Origin of the sequence: Amphritea balenae (assembly GCF_003858655.1) — a bacterium.
Taxonomy (GTDB): Bacteria; Pseudomonadota; Gammaproteobacteria; order Pseudomonadales; family Balneatricaceae; genus Amphritea; species Amphritea balenae.
This window is the reverse complement of the sequence record NZ_RQXV01000007.1, coordinates 225,809-248,952: the sequence shown is the minus strand read 5'-3', so window position 1 is coordinate 248,952 and position 23,144 is coordinate 225,809. Positions and strand designations below refer to the sequence as shown.

General features: G+C 51.1%; 1 protein-coding gene. It reads right to left on the bottom strand.

Annotated elements, in window-relative coordinates:
- Window positions 1–36: 36 nt before the first annotated feature.
- Window positions 37–23,121, bottom strand: a complete 23,085-nt coding sequence (locus EHS89_RS13745) for a tandem-95 repeat protein (protein WP_124926728.1) — start codon at window positions 23,119–23,121, stop codon at window positions 37–39.
- Window positions 23,122–23,144: the final 23 nt, after the last annotated feature.

Here is a 23,144-nt window from a genome sequence, read left to right as displayed (position 1 = left end):
GAATTTACCCTGTGTAACTAATCATTAATAACTAACCTATCGTTCAAAAAGATCATCTATGTTTCGACTTTCATCCTTACCCTGTTCGGACCTGGACTTTGATTCAGCTTCAGCTTGTTCAGCCTGCTTTTTTTTCTTTTTACCCGCTGCAAGAATTGGAAGAGGATCAAACCATTTCCAGAATGGTAATGAGAACAACAGACTGGCAAGCAGTGAACTACCGCGTAACAATGTACTGAAGACGCCAACCGTTAATGCCATAAATATCCCGGCAAGTGACTCAGTGAAAATCTTATCCTTACGCTGTTCGGCATCCGTTGATGCCTTCATGTCGATCGCAACCTGCTCCATCTCTGCGGCAAACCCCGACTCACTATCACGAGCTAGCAGATGCTCTATCACCCGATCAGTTGCAGTATCGTTTTGTTTTGCCAAAAGCAGTTCATGGATTTGATTCTGATCAGAAGACAGATCGCTGTCTTCTCTTTCCACGTGCTGATTCTCAAACACAGGATTCAGTACCTGCAATACCACATCATAAACCTCGATAGGCTCAACCGACTTATCAGGCGTACCCACCGATGCTGGTGCTGTCGTGGCAACAGTCACTCTTTCCGGTTCCGAATCAGGTTCAGATGGTAACTCATACTCCGACTCAGGTTCAGGCACGGGAATTATCTGAGGCGGCTCCGGTTGAGGAGTCACTGCCGAATTATCAAATACCCTGATACTGAACACCTGATTTCTAAAAGTATCACCATCACTGACCTGTACAACCACATTGTGCACACCAATCTCAGAGGTTCCAGGCGTTCCATAAAGACTCGCTGTGCCATCACCGTTGTCGATCAGGGTAAGCCAGGCCGGCAGCGTCGGAGCACTGATCATCAAAGTATCTACAGCATCCGAATCTGAGGTAATGATGTTATAGCTATACAAGTTATCCTGAACCACGGTGGTCAGTGCTGTGCTATTAAAGCGAGGCGTATCTTCTGCACCGTTTATGGTAATCACAACATCATGAGTTGTTCCATCAGCACTGGTGACGGTAAGGGTATCAATCAGGGTTTCTGTGACATCCAGCCCCTGAACCATAGCTTGAGTGTTATTGGCACTGTAACTCCAGTTACCTGCATTACCGATAACCAGATCACCATAGCTGCCGTTAACCGTTTCGGCGACAAATGAAGACTCACCGACATCAATATCAGTAATATTCAGGGTTCCACTGACTTCAAGCAAACCATCGCCATCAGGATCAATATCTTCCGTCACCGCTCCGGTATCAACACCCGTAATAACTGGCGTATCATTCACATTGGCCAATGTAACACTGATCGACTGGGTGGTGGTGCCGTTCAGGTCATCGGTGACGGTGACTTCAAAGCTGTCACTGCCAAACCAGTTAACGTCTGTCGGGGTATAAGTCCAGGCTCCGGTCTCAGGATCAATACCTGCAGTTCCATTGGAACCCTGACTACTAACAGTAAAGTAAGTGCTGTCAGTCAGGCCTTCAACATCGGTGGCATTAAGATCACCAGTTATTACATCGCCTTCATTACCTGAGTTACTGATGTCGCCGGTAATAACAGCAGCATCATCGACATTCGCCAAAGTCACGCTAATCAGCTGCGTAGTTGTGCAGTTGAGGTCATCAGTTACGGTTACCTCGAAACTATCGGAACCGTACCAATTGGCATCCGTCGGGGTAAAGGTCCAGGCGCCGGTCACAGGATCAATCGCTGCAGTACCGCTGGAGCCCTGGTTGCTGATGGTAAAGTAGCTGCTATCGGCCAGGCCGTCTGCGTCGGTAGCGTTAATATCACCGATTACAGCCGCTCCTTCATTGCCATTGAAGCTGGTATCGCCGGTAATGACCGCCGCATCGTCGACATTCGCCAGAGTCACGCTAATCAGCTGCGTAGTTGTGCCGTTGAGGTCATCGGTTACGGTTACCTCGAAACTATCGGAACCGTACCAGTCAGCATTGGTCGGGGTAAAGCTCCAGGTTCCGGTGGCAGGATCAATGGTTGCAGTGCCGTTACTACCCTGACTGCTGATCGTAAAATAGGTGCTATCGGTCAGGCCTTCAACGTCTGTCGCATCAAGATCGCCCGCAACAACATCACCTTCATTGCCCGAGAAGCTCGTATCACCGGTAATGATGGAAGGATCATCGACGTTAGCTAATGTGACGCTGATCAGCTGGGTCGTGGTGCCGTTCAGGTCATCGGTGACGGTGACTTCGAAGCTGTCGCTGCCGAACCAGTTGGTATCGGTCGGAGTGAAGGTCCAGGCGCCGGTGGCAGGGTCAATCGCCGTGGTACCGTTACTACCCTGACTACTTATCGTAAAGTAAGTGCTGTCGGTCAGACCTTCGATGTCGGTGGCATCAAGATCGCCAGCGACAGCATCGCCTTCATTACCGGTATAACTGGTATCGCCAGTAATAATCGAAGCATCATCGACATTAGCCAGAGTCACGCTGATTAGTTGCGTCGTGGTACCGTTCAGATCGTCAGTGACGGTGACTTCAAAGCTATCGGAACCGAACCAGTCGGCATCCGTCGGGGTAAAGGTCCAGGCGCCGGTCACAGGATCAATCGCTGCGGTACCGCTGGAGCCCTGAGTGCTTATGGCAAAGTAAGTGCTATCGGTCAGGCCGTCTGCGTCGGTAGCGTTAAGATCACCAGCTACGGTATCTCCCTCGTTACCGATATAGCTGGTATCGCCGGTGATCACTGCACTATCGTCAATGTTACTCAGGTTAACGCTAACCACCTGATCGGTGGTACCGCCCTGATCATCGGTGACCGTAATAGTAAAACTATCACTGCCAAACCAGTTGGCATCGGTCGGGGTAAAGCTCCAGGCGCCAGTCGCTGCATCGATACTCGCAGTACCGTTAGTCGCCTGACTTTTAACCGTAAAGTAAGTGCTATCGGTCAGACCATCAACATCAGTCGCATTCAGATCACCACTTACCACATCGCCTTCAATGCCAATATAGCTATTATCTCCTGTGATAATAGCCAGGTCATCGGTGTTACTCAGGTTAACGCTAACCACCTGATCAGTGGTACCGCCCAGATCATCGATGACGGTAATAGTAAAGTTGTCACTGCCATGCCAATCCGGATCGGTCGGGGTAAAGGTCCAAGCGCCGGTTTCAGCATCGATACTGGCACTACCGTTTGTACCCTGCGTCTTTATCGTAAAGTAGGTGCTATCGGTCAGACCATCCGCATCGGTCGCGTTCAGGTCACCAGTGATTATATCCCCTTCTACACCGGTATAACTGGTATCCCCGGTTATCACTGCGCTATCGTCTACGTTACTCAGGCTAATACTGATCACCTGATCAGTGGTACCGCCCAGGTCATCGGTGACGGTAATAGTAAAGCTATCACTGCCATGCCAATCCGGATCGGCTGGGCTAAAGGTCCAGGCGCCGGTTTCAGCATCGATACTGGCACTGCCATTGCTCCCCTGACTCTTAATCGTGAAGTAAGTGCTGTCGGTCAGCCCATCCACATCGGTCGCATTCAGATCGCCACTGACTACATCACCTTCGCTACCGGTATACCCGGTATCGCCGGACATCACCGCACTGTCATCAACGTTGTTCAGGTTGATACTGATCACCTGATCGGTAGTGCCACCCAGGTCATCGGTGACTGTAACGGTAAAGCTATCCGAGCCGTGCCAGTTGGCGTCGGTCGGGGTAAAGCTCCAGGCCCCGGTCGTACCATCGATACTGGCAATGCCATTGGTAGACTGAGTCTTGATCGTAAAATAGCTACCGTCGATCAGGCCGTCCACATCAGTAGCGTTCAGGTCACCACTCACGACATCGCCTTCGTTGCCGGTATAACCGATATCACCCGTGATGATTGACAGATCATCACCATTACTCAGGTTTATACTAATCACTTGATCAGTGGTGCCACCCAGGTCATCGGTCACGGTCACGGTAAAGCTATCACTACCAAACCAATTCGGATCAGTCGGGGTGAAGTTCCAGCCTCCGGTTACAGCATCAATGCTTGCTGTACCATTCGCGGGCTGATTTTTAATGCTGAAGTAACTATTATCCGTCAGCCCATCGATATCAGTGGCATTCAGATCACCGCTTACCACATCACCTTCGTTGCCGGTATAGCCGGTATCACCGGTAATAATTGCACTATCGTCAACATTAGTCAGGCTGATATTTATCACCTGATCGGTAGTTCCACCCAGGTCATCCGTCACCGTCACGGTAAAACTGTCACTGCCGTGCCAGTTGGTATCGGTCGGGGTAAAGCTCCAGGCACCGGTCGCAGCATCAATACTGGCAGTGCCGCTGGCGGCTTGATTCTTGATCGTAAAGTAACTGCTGTCGGTCAGACCGTCCACATCGTTAGCGTTCAGATCACCACTAACGATATCGCCTTCAGTGCCGCTATAGCCGATATCGCCGGACACTATTGCACTGTCATCAACGTTATTCAGGTTGATGCTGATCACCTGATCAGTGGTGCCGCCCAGATCATCGGTGACGGTTACGGTGAAGCTGTCACTACCGTGCCAATTCGAGTCGGTAGGAGTAAAGCTCCAGACTCCGGTTGCGGCATCAATGCTGGCACTGCCGTTTAAACCCTGATTCTTGATCGTAAAGTAGCTGCTGTCGTTCAGACCATCGATATCGGTGGCATTCAGGTCGCCACTCACGACATCGCCTTCGTTACCGGTATAACCGATATCGCCGGTGATAATAGCCAGATCATCGGTGTTACTCAGATTGATGCTGATCACCCTATCAGTGGTGCCGCCCAGATCATCGGTAACGGTGACGGTAAAACTATCGCTACCGTGCCAGTCCGGATCGGTTGGGGTAAAGCTCCAGGCTCCGGTTGCGGTATCGATACTGGCACTACCATTTAACCCCTGACTCTTTATCGTAAAGTAACTGCTGTCAGTCAGACCATCCACATCGGTGGCATTCAGATCACCACTCACGGCATCACCTTCATTACCGGTATAACCTGTATCGCCGGTAATAATAGCGCTGTCGTCAACGTTGCTCAGGTTGATACTGATTACCTGATCGGTAGTGCCGCCCAGATCATCGGTAACAGTAATGGTAAAACTATCACTGCCAAACCAATTAGGGTCAGCCGGGGTAAAGCTCCAGCCCCCGGTCGCAGGATCAATATTGGCTGTACCATTCGCAGATTGTGTCTTGATGGTAAAGTAAGTACTGTCGGTCAGGCCTTCAACATCGGTAGCATTCAGATCACCGGCAACCATATCGCCTTCGTTACCGGTATAGCTGGTATCGCCTGTGATAATTGAAAGATCATCACCATTACTCAGGTTGATACTGATCACCTGGTCGGTAGTGCCGCCAAGGTCATCGGTAACGCTAACAGTGAAACTGTCACTGCCGAACCAGTTCGGATCGGTCGGGGTAAAGCTCCATGCGCCAGTTTCGGCATTAATACTGGCACTGCCATTTGCAGGCTGGTTTTTAATACTGAAGTAGGTGCTGTCGGTCAGACCGTCAACGTCGGTGGCATTCAGGTCACCGGCAACTGTATCGCCTTCGTTACCGCTATAGCCGGTATCGCCGGTAATAATGGCACTGTCGTCAACGTTGCTCAGACTGATGTTGATGACCTGATCGGTGGTACCGCCCAGATCATCGGTGACGGTAACGGTAAAGCTATCACTGCCATGCCAGTTGGCATCGGTCGGGGTAAAACTCCAGGCTCCGGTTGCGGTATCTATATTGGCTGTGCCACTGGTACCCTGAGTATTAATGGTAAAGTAAGTATTGTCGGTCAGACCATCCACATCGGCCGCATTCAGGTCACCGGTTACGGTATCCCCTTCGATACCGCTATACCCGATATCACCTGAGATGATCGCACTGTCATCCAGGTTACTCAGGTTAATACTGACCACCTGATCGGTGGTACCGCCAAGGTCATCAGTGACAGTCACTGTAAAACTGTCGCTGCCGTGCCAGTTCGCATCGGTCGGGGTAAAGGCCCAGGCCCCGGTTTCAGCATCGATACTGGCACTACCGTTTACCCCCTGGCTCTTGATCGTAAAGTAAGAGTTGTCTGTCAGGCCATCCACATCGGTAGCATCCAGATCACCACTCACGGCATCGCCTTCGTTACCGTTATAGGCCGTATCACCGGTTATAAGGGCACTGTCGTCAACGTTACTCAGGTTGATACTGATCATCTGATCAGTAGTGCCACCCAAATCATCGGTGACGGTCACAGTAAAACTATCACTACCGTGCCAATTGGCATCAGTAGGGGTAAAACTCCAGCTTCCGGTTACGGCATCGATACTGGCACTACCGTTTAACCCCTGGGTCTTGATCGTAAAGTAGCTGCTATCAGTCAAACCATCTACATCAGTAGCGTTCAGGTCACCCGCAACAACATCGCCTTCATTACCGGTATAGCTAACATCGCCTGTAATGACAGCCAGATCATCGGCATTGTTCAAAGTAATACTGATCAGTTGCGTCGTGGTGCCGTTAAGATCGTCGGTTACCGTCACTTCAAAACTGTCAGAACCGAACCAATCAGAATCGGTCGGCGTAAAGGTCCAGGCGCCAGTGGCAGGATCAATGGCTGCGGTACCGTTAGAGCCCTGACTACTAACGGCAAAGTAAGTGTTATCAGTCAGGCCCTCGACATCGGTAGCGTCAAGATCGCCCGCAACAACATCGCCTTCGTTGCCTGAGTAACTGGTATCGCCGGTGATGATCGAAGCATCATCAACATTGGCCAGAGTCACGCTGATCAGTTGCGTGGTCGTACCGTTCAGGTCATCGGTTACCGTCACTTCGAAACTGTCAGAACCGAACCAATCAGAATCGGTCGGGGTGAAGGTCCAGCCGCCAGTGGCAGGATCAATGGCCGCAGTACCGTTGGTGCCCTGGCTACTTATCGTAAAGTAAGTGTTATCGGTCAGGCCTTCAACATCGGTGGCGCCCAGATCGCCCGCAACGGCATCGCCTTCGTTGCCTGAGTAACTGGTATCGCCGGTAATAATCGAAGCATCATCCACATTGGCCAGAGTCACGCTGATCAGTTGCGTAGTCGTGCCGTTCAGGTCATCGGTTACCGTCACTTCGAAACTGTCAGAACCGAACCAGTTGGTATCGGTCGGGGTAAAAGTCCAGCTGCCGGTGGCAGGATCAATGACAGCGGTACCGTTACTGCCCTGACTGCTTATCGTAAAGTAAGTGCTATCGGTCAGGCCCTCGACATCGGTTGCATTCAGGTCGCCCGCAACAACATCGCCTTCGTTGCCTAAGTAACTGGTGTCGCCGGTAATGATAGAAGCATCATCAACATTGGCCAGAGTCACGCTGATCAGTTGCGTGGTCGTACCGTTCAGGTCATCGGTTACCGTCACTTCGAAACTGTCAGAGCCGAACCAATTGGCATCGGTCGGGGTAAAGGTCCAGGCGCCGGTGGCAGGATCAATCGCCGCGGTACCGTTTGCGCCCTGACTACTAATGGCAAAGTAAGTGCTATCGGTCAGGCCCTCAACATCGGTTGCATTCAGGTCGCCCGCAACAACATCGCCTTCGTTGCCTGAGTAACTGGTGTCGCCGGTAATGATAGAAGCATCATCAACATTGGCCAGGGTGACGCTGATCAGTTGCGTAGTCGTGCCGTTCAGGTCATCGGTTACCGTCACTTCAAAGCTGTCCGAACCAAACCAGTTGGCATCGGTCGGGGTAAAGGTCCAGGCCCCAGTCGCAGGATCAATCGCTGCAGTACCGTTACTGCCCTGACTGCTTATCGTAAAGTAACTGCTGTCGGTCAGACCTTCGACATCGGTGGCATCAAGATCGCCCGCAACAACATCGCCTTCGTTGCCTGAGTAACTGGTGTCGCCGGTAATAATCGAAGCATCATCGACGTTGGACAGAGTCACGCTGATCAGCTGCGTGGTAGTGCCGTTCAGATCATCAGTCACCGTCACTTCAAAGCTGTCCGAACCAAACCAGTTGGCATCGGTCGGGGTGAAGATCCAGGCGCCAGTGGCAGGATCAATGGCCGCGGTACCGTTAGAGCCCTGGCTACTAACGGCAAAGTAAGTGTTATCGGTCAGGCCCTCGACATCGGTTGCATCAAGATCGCCCGCAACGGCATCGCCTTCGTTGCCTGAGTAACTGGTATCACCGGTGATGATCGAAGCATCATCAACATTGGCCAGAGTCACGCTGACCAGTTGCGTGGTCGTGCCGTTCAGATCGTCGGTCACCGTTACTTCGAAACTGTCAGAACCGAACCAATCAGAATCGGTCGGTGTAAAGGTCCAGGCGCCGGTGGCAGGATCAATGGCCGCGGTACCGTTAGTACCCTGACTACTAACGGCAAAGTAAGTGTTATCGGTCAGGCCTTCAACGTCAGTGGCATCAAGATCACCAGCAACAACATCACCTTCGTTGCCGGTATAACTGGTATCACCGGTAATAACCGAAGCATCATCAACATTGGCCAGGGTGACGCTGATTAGCTGCGTGGTAGTACCGTTCAGATCATCGGTTACCGTCACTTCGAAGCTGTCAGAACCGAACCAATTAGAATCGCTTGGCGTAAAGGTCCAGGCGCCGGTCACAGGATCAATGGCCGCGGTACCGTTTGTGCCCTGACTGCTTATCGTAAAGTAAGTGTTGTCGGTCAGGCCCTCAACGTCGGAGGCATTCAGGTCGCCCGCAACGGCATCGCCTTCATTACCGGTATAACTGGTATCGCCGGTAATGATGGAAGCATCATCGACATTGGCCAGAGTCACGCTGATCAGTTGCGTGGTGGTGCCGTTCAGGTCATCGGTTACCGTCACTTCGAAACTGTCGCTGCCAAACCAATTAGCATCGGCCGGGGTAAAGGTCCAGGCGCCCGTGGTTGGGTCAATCGCCGCAGTACCGTTAGCGCCTTGGCTGCTGATCGTAAAGTAGGTGCCATCAGTCAGGCCTTCGACGTCGGTGGCGTTCAGATCGCCATCAACCACATCGCCTTCGTTACCTGAGTAACTGGTATCCCCGGTTATCACAGCACTGTCGTCAACGTTGCTCAGATTAATACTGATAACCTGATCGGTGGTGCCTCCTAAATCATCGGTAACGGTGACTGTAAAGCTGTCACTGCCATGCCAATTTGAATCAGTCGGGGTAAAGGTCCAAGCCCCGGTCGCAGCATCAATATTGGCAATACCATTCGCAGATTGTGCCTTGATGCTAAAATAAGTGCTGTCGGTCAGCCCGTCCACATCGGTAGCATTCAGATCACCAGCGACAACATCACCTTCGTTACCGGTATAGCCGGTATCGCCGGTAATAATGGCACTGTCATCAACGTTGCTAAGGTTGATACTGATCACCTGATCGGTGGTACCGCCCAGATCATCGGTAACAGTGATGGTAAAACTGTCACTGCCGTGCCAGTTGGCATCGGTCGGGGTAAAGCTCCAGGCACCGGTAATAGGATCAATACTGGCGCTACCGTTGGCAGACTGAGTCTTAACCGTAAAGTAGGTGCCGTCAGCCAGACCATCTACATCAGTGGCGTTCAGGTCACCCGCCACCACATCGCCTTCGTTACCGGTATAACCGATATCGCCAGTAATTATTGACAGGTCATCGCCATTACTCAGGTTGATACTGATGACCTGGTCGGTGGTGCCGCCCAGATCATCGGTGACAGTGACGGTAAAGCTGTCACTGCCGAACCAGTTTGGATCTGCCGGGGTAAAACTCCAGCTGCCACTCGTAGCATCGATACTGGCTGTACCGTTAGCGGACTGAGTCTTGATCGAAAAATAACTGTTATCAGCCAGGCCATCGATATCAACGGCATTCAGATCACCACTCACGACATCGCCTTCATTGCCGGTATAACTCGTATCGCCGGTAATAACCGCTGCATCATCGACATTGGCCAGGGTTATGCTGATCAGCTGCGTCGTTGTGCCATTCAGATCATCGGTCACCGTCACTTCAAAACTGTCGCTGCCAAACCAATTGGCATCGGTCGGGGTAAAGGTCCAGGCGCCCGTGGCAGGATCAATCGCCGCGGTACCATTTGTCCCCTGGCTACTTATCGTAAAGTAAGTACTGTCAGCCAGGCCTTCAACATCGGTTGCATTCAGATCACCAGCGACAGCATCCCCTTCCATGCCGGTATAACTAGTATCGCCAGTAATAACCGCCGCATCATCGACATTGGCCAGAGTTACATTAATCAGTTGCGTGGTGGTGCCATTCAAATCATCGGTGACTGTCACTTCAAAGCTATCCGAACCGAACCAGTTGGCATCGCTTGGCGTAAAGGTCCAGGCGCCGGTCGCAGGATCAATCGCTGCGGTACCGTTACTGCCCTGACTACTAACGGCAAAGTAAGTACTGTCGGTCAGACCTTCGACATCGGTGGCATCAAGATCGCCAGCGACGGCATCGCCTTCATTACCGGTATAACTGGTATCGCCGGTGATGATGGAAGCATCATCGACATTGGCAAGGGTGACGCTGATCAGTTGCGTGGTAGTGCCATTCAGGTCATCGGTGACAGTCACTTCGAAACTGTCCGAACCGAACCAGTTAGCATCGGTCGGAGTAAAGGTCCAGGCGCCGGTCGCAGGATCAATCGCCGCGGTACCGTTAGTACCCTGACTACTAACGGCAAAGTAAGTACTGTCGGTCAGACCTTCGACATCGGTGGCATCAAGATCACCAGCGACGGCATCGCCTTCATTACCGGTATAACTGGTATCGCCGGTGATGATGGAAGCATCATCGACATTAGCTAATGTCACGCTGATCAGTTGAGTCGTTGTACCGTTCAGATCATCAGTCACAGTCACTTCGAAACTGTCAGAACCGAACCAATCAGAATCGGTCGGGGTGAAGGTCCAGGCGCCAGTAGCAGGATCAATCGCCGCGGTACCGTTAGAGCCCTGGCTACTAACTGCAAAGTAAGTGCTGTCGGTCAGACCTTCCACATCGGTAGCATCAAGATCGCCAGCAACAACATCGCCTTCATTCCCTGTATAACTTGTATCGCCGGTAATGATGGAAGCATCATCGATGTTGGACAGAGTCACACTGATCAGCTGCGTGGTAGCGCCGTTCAGGTCATCGGTTACCGTCACTTCGAAACTGTCTGAACCGAACCAATCAGAATCGGTCGGGGTAAAGGTCCAGGCGCCAGTGGCAGGATCGATGGCCGCGGTACCGTTAGTGCCCTGGCTACTTATCGTAAAGTAAGTGCTGTCGGTCAGACCTTCCACATCGGTAGCGTCAAGATCACCCGCAACAACATCGCCTTCATTCCCGGTATAACTAGTATCGCCGGAAATGATGGAAGCATCATCAACGTTGGCTAATGTGACGCTGATCAGTTGCGTCGTGGTGCCGTTCAGATCATCAGTTACCGTCACTTCGAAACTGTCCGAACCGAACCAGTTGGCATCGGTCGGGGTAAAGGTCCAGGCGCCGGTGGCAGGATCAATCGCCGCGGTGCCGTTACTACCCTGACTACTAACGGTAAAGTAAGTGTTGTCGGTCAGGCCCTCGACATCAGTCGCATCAAGATCGCCCGCAACAACATCATCTTCGTTGCCGGTATAACTGGTGTCGCCGGTAATAATCGAAGCATCATCCACATTGGCCAGGGTCACACTGATCAGTTGCGTGGTAGTACCATTCAGATCATCGGTTACCGTCACTTCGAAGCTATCGCTGCCGAACCAGTTGGCATCGGTCGGGGTAAAGGTCCAGGCGCCGGTCGCAGGGTCAATCACCGCGGAACCGTTAGAGCCCTGGCTACTAACGGCAAAGTAAGTACTGTCGGTCAGACCCTCGACATCGGTGGCATTCAGATCACCCGCAACCACATCACCTTCGTTGCCGGTATAACTCGTGTCGCCGGTAATAACTGCTGCATCATCGACGTTGGCCAGGGTTACGCTGATTAGTTGCGTGGTCGTACCATTCAGATCATCGGTTACTGTCACTTCGAAGCTGTCAGAACCGAACCAGTTGGCATCGGCCGGGGTGAAGGTCCAGGCGCCGGTGGCAGGATCAATTGCTGCGGTACCGTTACCGCCCTGACTGCTTATCGTAAAGTAGGTGTTGTCGGTCAGACCTTCAACATCGGTTGCGTTCAAATCACCCGCAACCACATCACCTTCGTTGCCTGAATAGCCGGTGTCGCCAGTAATGATGGAAGGATCATCGACATTGCTAAGGTTGATACTGATTACCTGGTCGGTAGTGCCACCCAGATCATCAGTGATAGTCACTGTAAAGCTGTCACTGCCGAACCAGTTGGCATCCGTCGGCGTAAAGCTCCAGGCCCCGGTTGCAGCATCGATACTGGCTGTACCGTTGGCGGACTGAGTCTTGATGGTAAAGTAACTGCTGTCGGTCAGACCGTCCACATCAGCAGCATCAAGATCGCCAGCGACAACATCACCTTCGTTGCCGGTATAACCTGTATCGCCAGAAACAATGGCACTGTCGTCAACGTTGCTCAGGTTGATACCGATTACCTGATCAGTGGTACCGCCCAGATCATCGGTGACCGTAACGGTAAAGCTGTCGCTGCCGTGCCAGTTAGCGTCAGTAGGGGTAAAGCTCCAGACCCCACTAACAGCATCGATATTGGCCGTACCATTCGCTGACTGCGTCTTGATGGTAAAGTAAGTACCGTCGGTCAGGCCTTCAACATCGCTAGCATTCAGATCACCGGCAACCGTATCACCTTCATTTCCGGTATAGCCTGTATCACCCGTGATCACTGCACTATCGTCCAGGTTACTCAAGTTAATACTGATCATCTGGTCGGTGGTGCCGCCCAGATCATCAGTAACGGTGACGGTAAAGCTGTCACTGCCGAACCAGTTAGCGTCAGACGGGGTAAAGCTCCAGGCCCCGCTAATAGCATCTATAGCTGCTGTACCGTTAACCCCCTGACTACTGATGCTAAAATAAGTCGTGTCGGCAAGGCCATCGATATCGGTTGCGTTCAGGTCACCGGTTACCGCGTCGCCTTCGTTGCCGGTATAGCCGGTATCACCGGTAATAATGGCACTGTCATCAACATTACTCAGATTAACGCTGATCACCTGGTCGGTAGTGCCACCCAGATCATCGGTAACGGTGACGGTAAAACTGTCACTACCGTGCCAGTTGGTATCGGTCGGGGTAAAGCTCCAGGCCCCGGTCTCGCTATCGATGCTGGCAGTGCCGCTGGCGGCTTGATTCTTGATCGTAAAGTAGCTGCTGTCGGTCAGACCATCCACATCGGTAGCGTTCAGATCACCTATGACGGTATCCCCTTCAATACCGCTATACCCTGTATCGCCAGACATCACCGCACTGTCATCAACATTGCTCAGGTTGATACTGATTACCTGGTCAGTAGTACCACCCAGATCATCGGTAACGGTCACGGTAAAGCTGTCACTGCCGTGCCAGTTCGAGTCGGTCGGGGTAAAACTCCAAACTCCGGTCGTGGCATCGATACTGGCTGTACCATTCGCAGATTGAGTCTTAATAGAAAAGTAAGTGCTGTCGATCAGACCATCAATATCAGTAGCGTTCAGATCACCTGCAACAACATCACCTTCATTACCGGCATAAGCAATATCCCCGGTAATAACTGCCAGATCATCGGTGTTACTCAGGTTTATGCTGATCACCTGATCGGTGGTACCACCCAGATCATCGGTAACGGTGACGGTAAAGCTGTCACTGCCATGCCAGTTTGAATCGGTTGGGGTAAAGCTCCAGGCGCCGGTTTCAGCATCAATACTGGCAGTGCCGTTGACCGATTGAGTCTTGATCGTAAAGTAACTGCTGTCGGTCAGACCATCCACATCAGTCGCGTTCAGGTCACCACTCACGACATCGCCTTCGTTGCCGGTATAACCTATATCACCGGAAATAATGGCACTATCGTCAACGTTGCTCAGGTTTATACTGACTACCTGATCGGTGGTGCCGCCCAGATCATCGGTAACAGTAATAGTAAAGCTATCGCTACCGTGCCAATTGGCATCAGTAGGGGTAAAACTCCAGGCACCGGTCTCAGCATCAATACTGGCTGTACCATTCGCAGATTGTATCTTGATGGTAAAGTAAGTACTGTCGGTCAGGCCTTCAATATCAGTCGCATTCAGATCACCGGCAACCGCATCGCCTTCGTTACCGGTATAGCTGGTATCGCCAGTGATAATGGACAGATCATCACCATTACTCAGGTTGATACTGATCACCTGATCGGTCGTGCCGCCCAGGTCATCGGTGACGGTGACCGTAAAGCTGTCACTGCCAAACCAGTTCGGATCAGTCTGAGTAAAACTCCAAGCTCCACTAATCGCATCGATACTGGCAGTACCATTCGCAGACTGCGTCTTGATAGTAAAGTAGGTGCTGTCGGTCAGACCATCAACATCAGTGGCGTTCAGATCACCACTGACGACATCGCCTTCGTTACCGATATAAGCAATATCACCGGTAATAGCGGCACTGTCATCAACATTACTCAGGTTGATATTGATTACCTGGTCGGTGGTGCCGCCCAGATCATCGGTGACGGTAACGGTAAAGCTGTCACTGCCATGCCAGTTGATATCGGTCGGGGTAAAGGTCCACCCGCCTGTGACAGGATCAATGGCCGCGGTACCGTTGCTGCCCTGGTTGCTGATCGTGAAGTAAGTACTGTCGGTCAGGCCATCAACATCGGCGGCATTCAGATCACCGCTCACAACATCCCCTTCAATACCGCTATACCCGGTATCACCGGATATCACTGCACTGTCATCAACGTTGCTCAGGTTGATGCTGATCAGCTGATCGGTAGTGCCGCCCAGGTCATCGGTGACAGTCACTGTAAAGCTATCACTACCGTGCCAGTTAGCATCGGTCGGGGCAAAGTTCCAGGCCCCTGTCTCGGCATCGATACTGGCTGTGCCGTTGGTAGCCTGAGTCTTAATGGTAAAGTAAGTATTGTCGGTAAGACCATCAACATCGGTGGCGTTCAGATCACCATTAACAACATCACCTTCATTGCCGGTAAATCCGGTATCGCCGGTGATCACAGCACTGTCGTCAACGTTACTCAGATTGATGCTTATAACCTGATCGGTAGTGCCACCCAGGTCATCGGTGACGGTGACGGTAAAGCTGTCACTGCCGAACCAGTTGGTATCGGTAGGGGTAAAACTCCAGGCTCCTGTCTCAGCATCGATACTAGCCGTGCCGTTGACCGATTGAGTCTTGATCGTAAAGTAACTGCTGTCAGTCAGGCCATCCACATCAGTGGCGTTAAGATCACCCGCAACAACATCACCTTCGTTACCGGTATAGCTAACATCGCCTGTAATGACAGCCAGATCATCGGTATTGCTCAACGTAATACTAATCAGTTGTGTCGTGGTGCCATTCAGATCATCGGTGACGGTGACTTCAAAGCTGTCGCTGCCAAACCAGTTAGCATCCGTTGGGGTAAAGGTCCACCCGCCTGTGACAGGATCAATAGCAGCGGTACCGTTGCTGCTCTGGTTGCTGATCGTGAAGTAAGTACTGTCGGTCAGGCCATCGATATCGGTGGCATTCAGATCACCATTCACGACATCACCTTCATTACCGATATAACTGGTATCACCGGTAATCACGGCAGCATCATCAACATTAGCCAGGGTTACACTGATCAGTTGCGTGGTGGTACCGTTCAGATCATCGGTTACCGTCACTTCAAAGCTGTCCGAACCGAACCAGTTGGCATCAGTCGGGATAAAGGTCCAAGCCCCAGTGGCAGGATCAATCGCCGCGGTACCGTTACTGCCCTGACTACTTATCGTAAAGTAAGTGCTGTCGGTTAGCCCGTCCACATCCGTGGCATCCAAATCACCTGCAACAGCATCCCCCTCGTTACCTGAATAGCCGGTGTCACCGGTAATCACAGCGCTATCGTCAACATTGCTCAGATTAATACTGATCACCTGATCAGTTGTGCCTCCCAGATCATCGGTAATGGTAACGGTAAAGTTGTCACTGCCGTGCCAGTTAGCGTCCGTCGGGGTAAAACTCCAGGCACCGGTTGCAACATCAACACTAGCCGTGCCGTTGGTCGCCTGGTTTTTAATCGTAAAGTAGGTGCTATCAGTCAGGCCGTCTACATCGGTAGCGTTCAGGTCACCCACAACAACATCGCCTTCGTTACCGGTATAACTAATATCACCGCTAATAACAGCCAGATCATCGGTATTACTTAGAGTAATGCTGATTAGTTGAGTTGTTGTACCGTTCAGATCATCAGTGACCGTGACTTCAAAACTGTCGCTGCCGAACCAGTTAACATCGGTCGGAGTGAAGGTCCACCCGCCGGTCGCAGGGTCAATCGCTGCGGTGCCGTTACTGCCCTGACTACTTATCGTAAAGTAGGTACTGTCGGTCAGTCCATCGACATCGGTGGCGTTCAGGTCGCCAGCAACCAGGTCTCCTTCGTTGCCGGTATAACTTGTGTTACCGGTAATAACAGCAGCATCATCGACGTTGGCCAGAGTCACGCTGATCAGTTGCGTGGTAGTACCGTTCAGATCATCGGTCACCGTCACTTCGAAACTGTCGCTGCCGAACCAGTTGGCATCGGTCGGGGTAAAGGTCCAGCCGCCGGTGGCAGAATCAATGGCTGCGGTACCGTTACTGCCCTGGCTGCTGATCGTAAAGTAAGTGCTGTCGGTCAGGCCTTCAACATCGGTGGCATTCAGATCACCTGCAACCACATCGCCTTCGTTGCCTGAGTAACTAGTATCGCCGGTAATAATCGAAGCATCATCGACATTGGCCAAAGTGACGCTGATTAGCTGCGTGGTAGTGCCGTTCAGATCATCGGTGACAGTCACTTCAAAGCTATCCGAGCCGAACCAGTTGGCATCGCTTGGCGTAAAGGTCCAGCCGCCAGTGGCAGGATCAATGGCCGCGGTACCGTTTGTGCCCTGACTGCTGATCGTAAAGTAAGTGTTATCGGTCAAGCCTTCGACATCGGTAGCATTCAGATCACCCGCAACAACATCGCCTTCGTTACCTGAGTAACTGGTATCGCCAGTAATAATCGAAGCATCATCCACATTGGCCAGAGTCACACTGATTAGCTGCGTGGTAGTACCGTTCAGATCATCGGTGACAGTCACTTCGAAACTGTCGGTTCCAAACCAATCAGAATCGGTCGGGGTGAAGGTCCAGGCGCCAGTGGCAGGATCAATCGCCGCGGTACCGTTGGTGCCCTGACTGCTTATCGTAAAGTAAGTATTGTCGGCCAGGCCCTCAACGTCGGTGGCATTCAGATCACCCGCAACCACATCGCCTTCGTTGCCTGAGTAACTGGTATCGCCAGTAATAATCGAAGCATCATCCACATTGGCCAGAGTCACGCTGATCAGCTGCGTTGTAGTGCCGTTCAGGTCATCGGTTACCGTCACTTCAAAACTGTCAGAACCGAACCAATCAGAATCGGTCGGGGTAAAGGTCCAGGCGCCAGTCGCAGGATCAATCGCCGCGATACCGTTAGAGCCCTGACTGCTGATCGTAAAGTAAGTACTGTCGGTCAAGCCCTCGACATCAGTCGCATTCAGGTCGCCCGCAACTGCATCGCCTTCATTACCGGTATAACTGGTATCGCCGGTGATTACGGCAGGGTCATCAACATTTGTAACAGTAAAATTAAAGGTGCCGGTGGCTGCTGTTGCGCCATTCTCACCACCATCAGCCAACGAAAAATCAAAACTGTCACTCAATGCCTGAGAACCATTATGATCATAGGCTAACAAGCCAGCATCAATATCAGCCTGAGTAAAAGTATCATTCAAGCCAATGGCAACTCCATTGAGTTTTAAAGTACCTGTAATCACATCGGTGGTTACCGTATAGGTCAATCCTGCACCCGCATCATCAACATCACCTTCATTGAGCATAGCGGTCGTGATGATATTATTCGTAGAGCCCTCCGCAACGGTTGAGCCCGTGTTTGTTGCTACCGTGGGGCTCTCGTTAATATCCTCAACCTGAACGGTTACAACTTCATCGTAGGTTAACCCACCAGCATCGGTAACCCTGACCGTTATGTCATGGCTTTGTGCGGATTCATAATCCAGCGTGGCTCCGGCCTTTACCCGTATTTCATTTCCTACAATTTCAAAATTATTGGCGGGATCATTAATGATCGAAAAGGTAAAGGTATCAACTACATCGGGATCAGTTGCAGAAAGATAACCGACAACCGCTCCGGTTAAACTATTCTCGGCAATTTCAGGAACCGTAACCCAGTTTGTATTCTCCGGATTGCTTAATGTACCTGTATGACCTGAGGCTGTTGAATCTGCCACCGTGTTACCGCTGGTTTCTGAAAAATCATAAAGTAATATTAACCCTGGTTCAGCGCCGACATACTGAGTAGTCAGGCCTGACGCTACCTGCGCAGCCGACAGCGCGTTATCAAAAACCCGCACTTCTCTGACATCGCCATTGAAAAAACCTAAGAACGAAAGGGTACCGGTTGAGTCAACAGGATCTGGCACACCCGTGGCCGATGCAATCTGTACACCATCCAGGTATATCGAAACATCGCCACTTGCCGTGTGCGTCAGAGTCACTGTTTGCCACTTATCAATGACAAGTTCACCACCCGCACTTCCAGTGCCGCCTTGCCAAACAGTGCTGTCGTACTGGTTATAAGCAATACGTCCATTGCTAACATCCAAAAAGAAGCCATTACTATTCCAGGAGTCATTTTCACTAACCAGAGTGTATGACCAGCCGCTGGGATTAATCGTGGCTGGTTTTATTTCCAGCTCAACCGTGTAATCGCCCCCGGTATCCAGTGAAAGGGATGGAACCTGAAAGCCTTGCGAAGCACCGTTTAAGCTAAGAGCTCCTGAAGTAATCAGATCGGTTGGTGCATCATTTGCGGGAGTAATATCAACCGTCGTACTACCTGTACCAGAAAGTGCACCGCCGGTGCCCTGAGTGCCACTGTTACCGTCATTAAAATCCCAGTTGATCTGCACGCTGGCCGGCGGCACATCGTTACTATTACTGTAAGCTATCTGCTGCATCGCTTGGTTGACTAAGGCATTGGTAGCCAATGCGTTAAACGTCAGTACCAGGGTTCCGCCAGAATTGGTTGTAACAGTACCAATATTGGTGGCACCAACCATCAACGCACTCCCCTGAGTCAGGGCAGATAAGGTGCCGGTCGCTGAGAACAGGTCTTCAGCATTGGTGCCACCATCTCTGACCAGCGTCAGTGTTGATCCATCAAAACTATCTGCTTGCGACAGCTCTGGATCCCGAACTTCGACATCGGCATCGAGAACAACGGCACTGCCATTTTCAATATAAGTGGGATTACCATCGAGGGAATTGACGTATACGAACTCAGTATCCGTATTACCATCGGCATCAAGGCGAGCAACAAAGGATTCAATCATGCCCGCAGTTTCCCCGTAACCGGCTATAACCAGTTTGCCATCAGGCTGCAAAGCAACAGAGGTGGCGTAACTGTTGGCAGAGGAAATTGTTATTGTTGCAAAACCGTCGCCATTAAAACTGGTATCAGTTGCACCGTTTGCAAGATATTTCTGGATAGCGACATAGCTGGAGGTATCGTTAGAGACGTAGCCCACGACAAAAAAGCTGCCATCATTCAAAAAAACCAGATCAGCCAGTCCATCGTCATATCCCATTCCTGCCAATTGCTTACCATCAGCACTAAAGCTAGTATCCGGGCTGCCATCTGCATTGAGGCTGGCAAAGCCCCATTGCAGATTGCCTGCTGCACCCACAGTCCCTACCACCATAATTCTACCGTCAGGTTGCAGGTATAAACTTTTGGACGCATCGTGGTTGCTATTATCAATATCGATATGTTGCATACCATCGCTATCAAAGCTGTTATCTAAACTTCCGTCAGTGTTAAATCGTGCCACATAGAAAATTTTCTCACCGGCCTGATATTTCTGACCAGTAACAACAATTTTCCCATCACTCTGAACAGCAATATCCGAAAAAAAGTTTGATGTTGTATCAACAGCAACACCGTCACCACTAAAACTTGTATCGAGGCTGCCATCGGCATTAAAACGTATGATCGCAGAGTCGGTACCACTTGCACCTGCGACCAGGATTTTACCATCCGCCTGAATTGCAACTGCATTGCCCAGATCGCTATTACCGGCAACGGTTGGTTCCAGCACTATCAATCCATCTGTACTAAAAGTGGTATCAAGGCTGCCATCGACATTCAGACGTGCAACGGTCAGATCGAACTCACTGTTCCAGGTCTTGCCTGTCACCACTATTTTTCCATCATCCTGCAGTGCTACCGCGTAAGCCCGATCTTTAGCCCCGAAAAAATCGATATAAGCAACACCATCGCCATCAAAGCTGGTATCGAGACTACCATCAGCGTTGTAACGGCTTACCACATAATCATAGTTACCGCCGTTCGATGCAGTGCCCACAGTAATAATTTTGCCGTCGGGTTGAATAACCGTATGAAATTCAGAATTGAAGCTTGATGGAACCGTATTTCCAGATGTAACTACCCCGCTACCCACCATGAAATCGGGTACATCATTGACCGCAGTAACATCAACCGTCGTACTACCTGTACCAGAAAGTGCACCGCCGGTGCCCTGAGTGCCACTGTTACCGTCATTAAAATCCCAGTTGATCTGCACGCTGGCCGGCGGCACATCGTTACTATTACTGTAAGCTATCTGCTGCATCGTCTGGTTGACTAAGGTATTGGTTGCCGATGCGTTAAACGTCAGTACCAGGGTTCCGCCAGAATTTGTAGTAACAGTACCGATATTGGTGGCACCAACCATCAACGCACTCCCCTGAGTCAGGGCAGATAAGGTGCCGGTCGCAGAAAATAGATCTTCAACATTGGCACCGCCATCGCGTTGCAGGGTCAGACTAGCGCCATCAAAATTATTCAGCATCTCAGCATCGAATATCTGAACATCGCTATCCAGCACAACCGCTGGGTCATTTTCGATAAAGGTTGGGTTTCCATCCAGGCTGTTAACAGTGCTAACAGGGTCAAACTGGGTATTTACAACGCCATCGCCAGTCAGGTTAATAACGAGTTGATCGTTGTAAATGCCATCTTTGGCCTTTCCTACCGCTAGAATATTACCGTTATCTCGTATTACCAGATCATTTAATGCGGCATCTCCGGTCCCGACATCCTGGGTATAAATACCACTGCTGGCAAAGCTGTTGTCTAGCGTACCATCGGTATTCAGCCGAACGACAAGCGCCTCATTATTTGTAGCACCGGTTGTCATACCGGCGACCACGATTCGGCCATCATCCTGCAGAGCGACAGCATTGCCTTCATTCAGGCTAGACCCGATATCAACAGCGACAGTGCCATCACCACCAAAGCTACTGTCTAATGAACCGTCGCTATTGTAGCGAGCAACACCAATGTCTCCGGCATCAGCCCCTACCGCTGTACCCACAAAGACAATTTTGCCATCAGGCTGTATTGCAATATCGTAACCAGTCTCTTGTCCACTGCCAAAACCGGTCGTCACCTGACCTGCAGTACCAAAGGTATTATCCAGAGTACCGTCGGCATTGTAGCGCAGCAGTAGGAAGACCGTATCTGCTCCGCTCTCAATTGAACCACCAGCCAGTATTTTGCCATCAGTTTGCAGGGCGACGGTTTCAAAAAGATCAACCCCCGCCAACCCCGACTGCAGTATGCCATCACCACTAAAGCTTGTGTCCAGGCTACCATCGATGTTGTAGCGTACGAGCGACCCATCATTCCCGCTTTGTCCGGCCAATAGTATTTTGCCGTCAGCCTGAAGCACTGCTGCACGGGCAAAATCATCTCCAGCGGTCACATCGGTAATGACAATACCGTCACCATCGAAACTACTATCCAGTGAGCCATCGGTGTTGTAGCGTCCTATCGCAAATGCTTTCTCTCCGTTCGATGTAGTCCACCCCGTCACCAGAATTTTGCCATCATCCTGAATGATAATTTCTGAAACTTTATCTCCAAAATCGATTTCAGTAACAACCGTCCCACCGCTGCCAAAACTGGTATCGAGACTACCATCAGCATGGTATCGGGTTATCCCCCATTGAGATGCAGTAACCTGAAAAGGGCCTGCCACGACAAACTTACCATCACTTTGTATTGCGACGGCTTCAGCACTATCGCCTTTAGAGCTCAAGGGGGTAATGGTGGTGCCATCCCCCCCCGTACCGATATCAAAAGTAGGCGCAGTATTAGCTGGCAGCACGCCCTGCCACTGCGGCTCGGTAATACTTGCAAGCAGGTCGGCGGTTTCAATCTCTCCCGTTTGATACTCAAGATGCCAATCGCCACCCAGACTGGTGCTACCGGTCTGGTCATCGCTAGCAGCCACATCGGCCTGAGTCAGGATTGCCAGTTGATCCAGCAGTAGCTGCCCATCCTCACTTGCAGCCAGATTACAGCCGTAGACCAGCAGATCGCCGCTGTCAGCAAATGCTTCTGCCCATTGCGTTATCGCAGCGCTGTTATCAACCAGGCTATCTTGTGTGAGAACGGTGCTGCCAAGCGTGATCTGAGCGTCGCTACCATGGGAAATAAGATGCACAGCAGTGAGCTCTGATCGCTGCGCCAGAATTGAGCTAATCTGTTCAATGCCATCCTGCTGAGCATCGAGCACGATGATCTCAATATTTGTTTCAGTCGCACTCTGATTCTGAATATCACTGATCAGCTGCTCATAATCCTGCACGGCAGCATCGATAATGACCAATTGAGTATTCGTGCTGGTACCTGCATCAGCTACTGACTCTTCGACACCTTCATTCTGTTCGGGTTGCTGAACCTGGTTGGTTTCGTTCTGCTGTTGCGTTTCGATACTCTGTAACAGTTCAGTATTAGAGGGAGGCGTCTCCTGAGTAGATTCCGCGGTGACAACATCAATCCCTGGAACATCCGCAGACAAAAGAATTCGCGGCTCTAACCCTTCGATTACAGGGGAGTCAATCAATGGCTTGCGAGGTTGCTTTCTACTCATAAAGTTTCTCAGACATCGGTTAA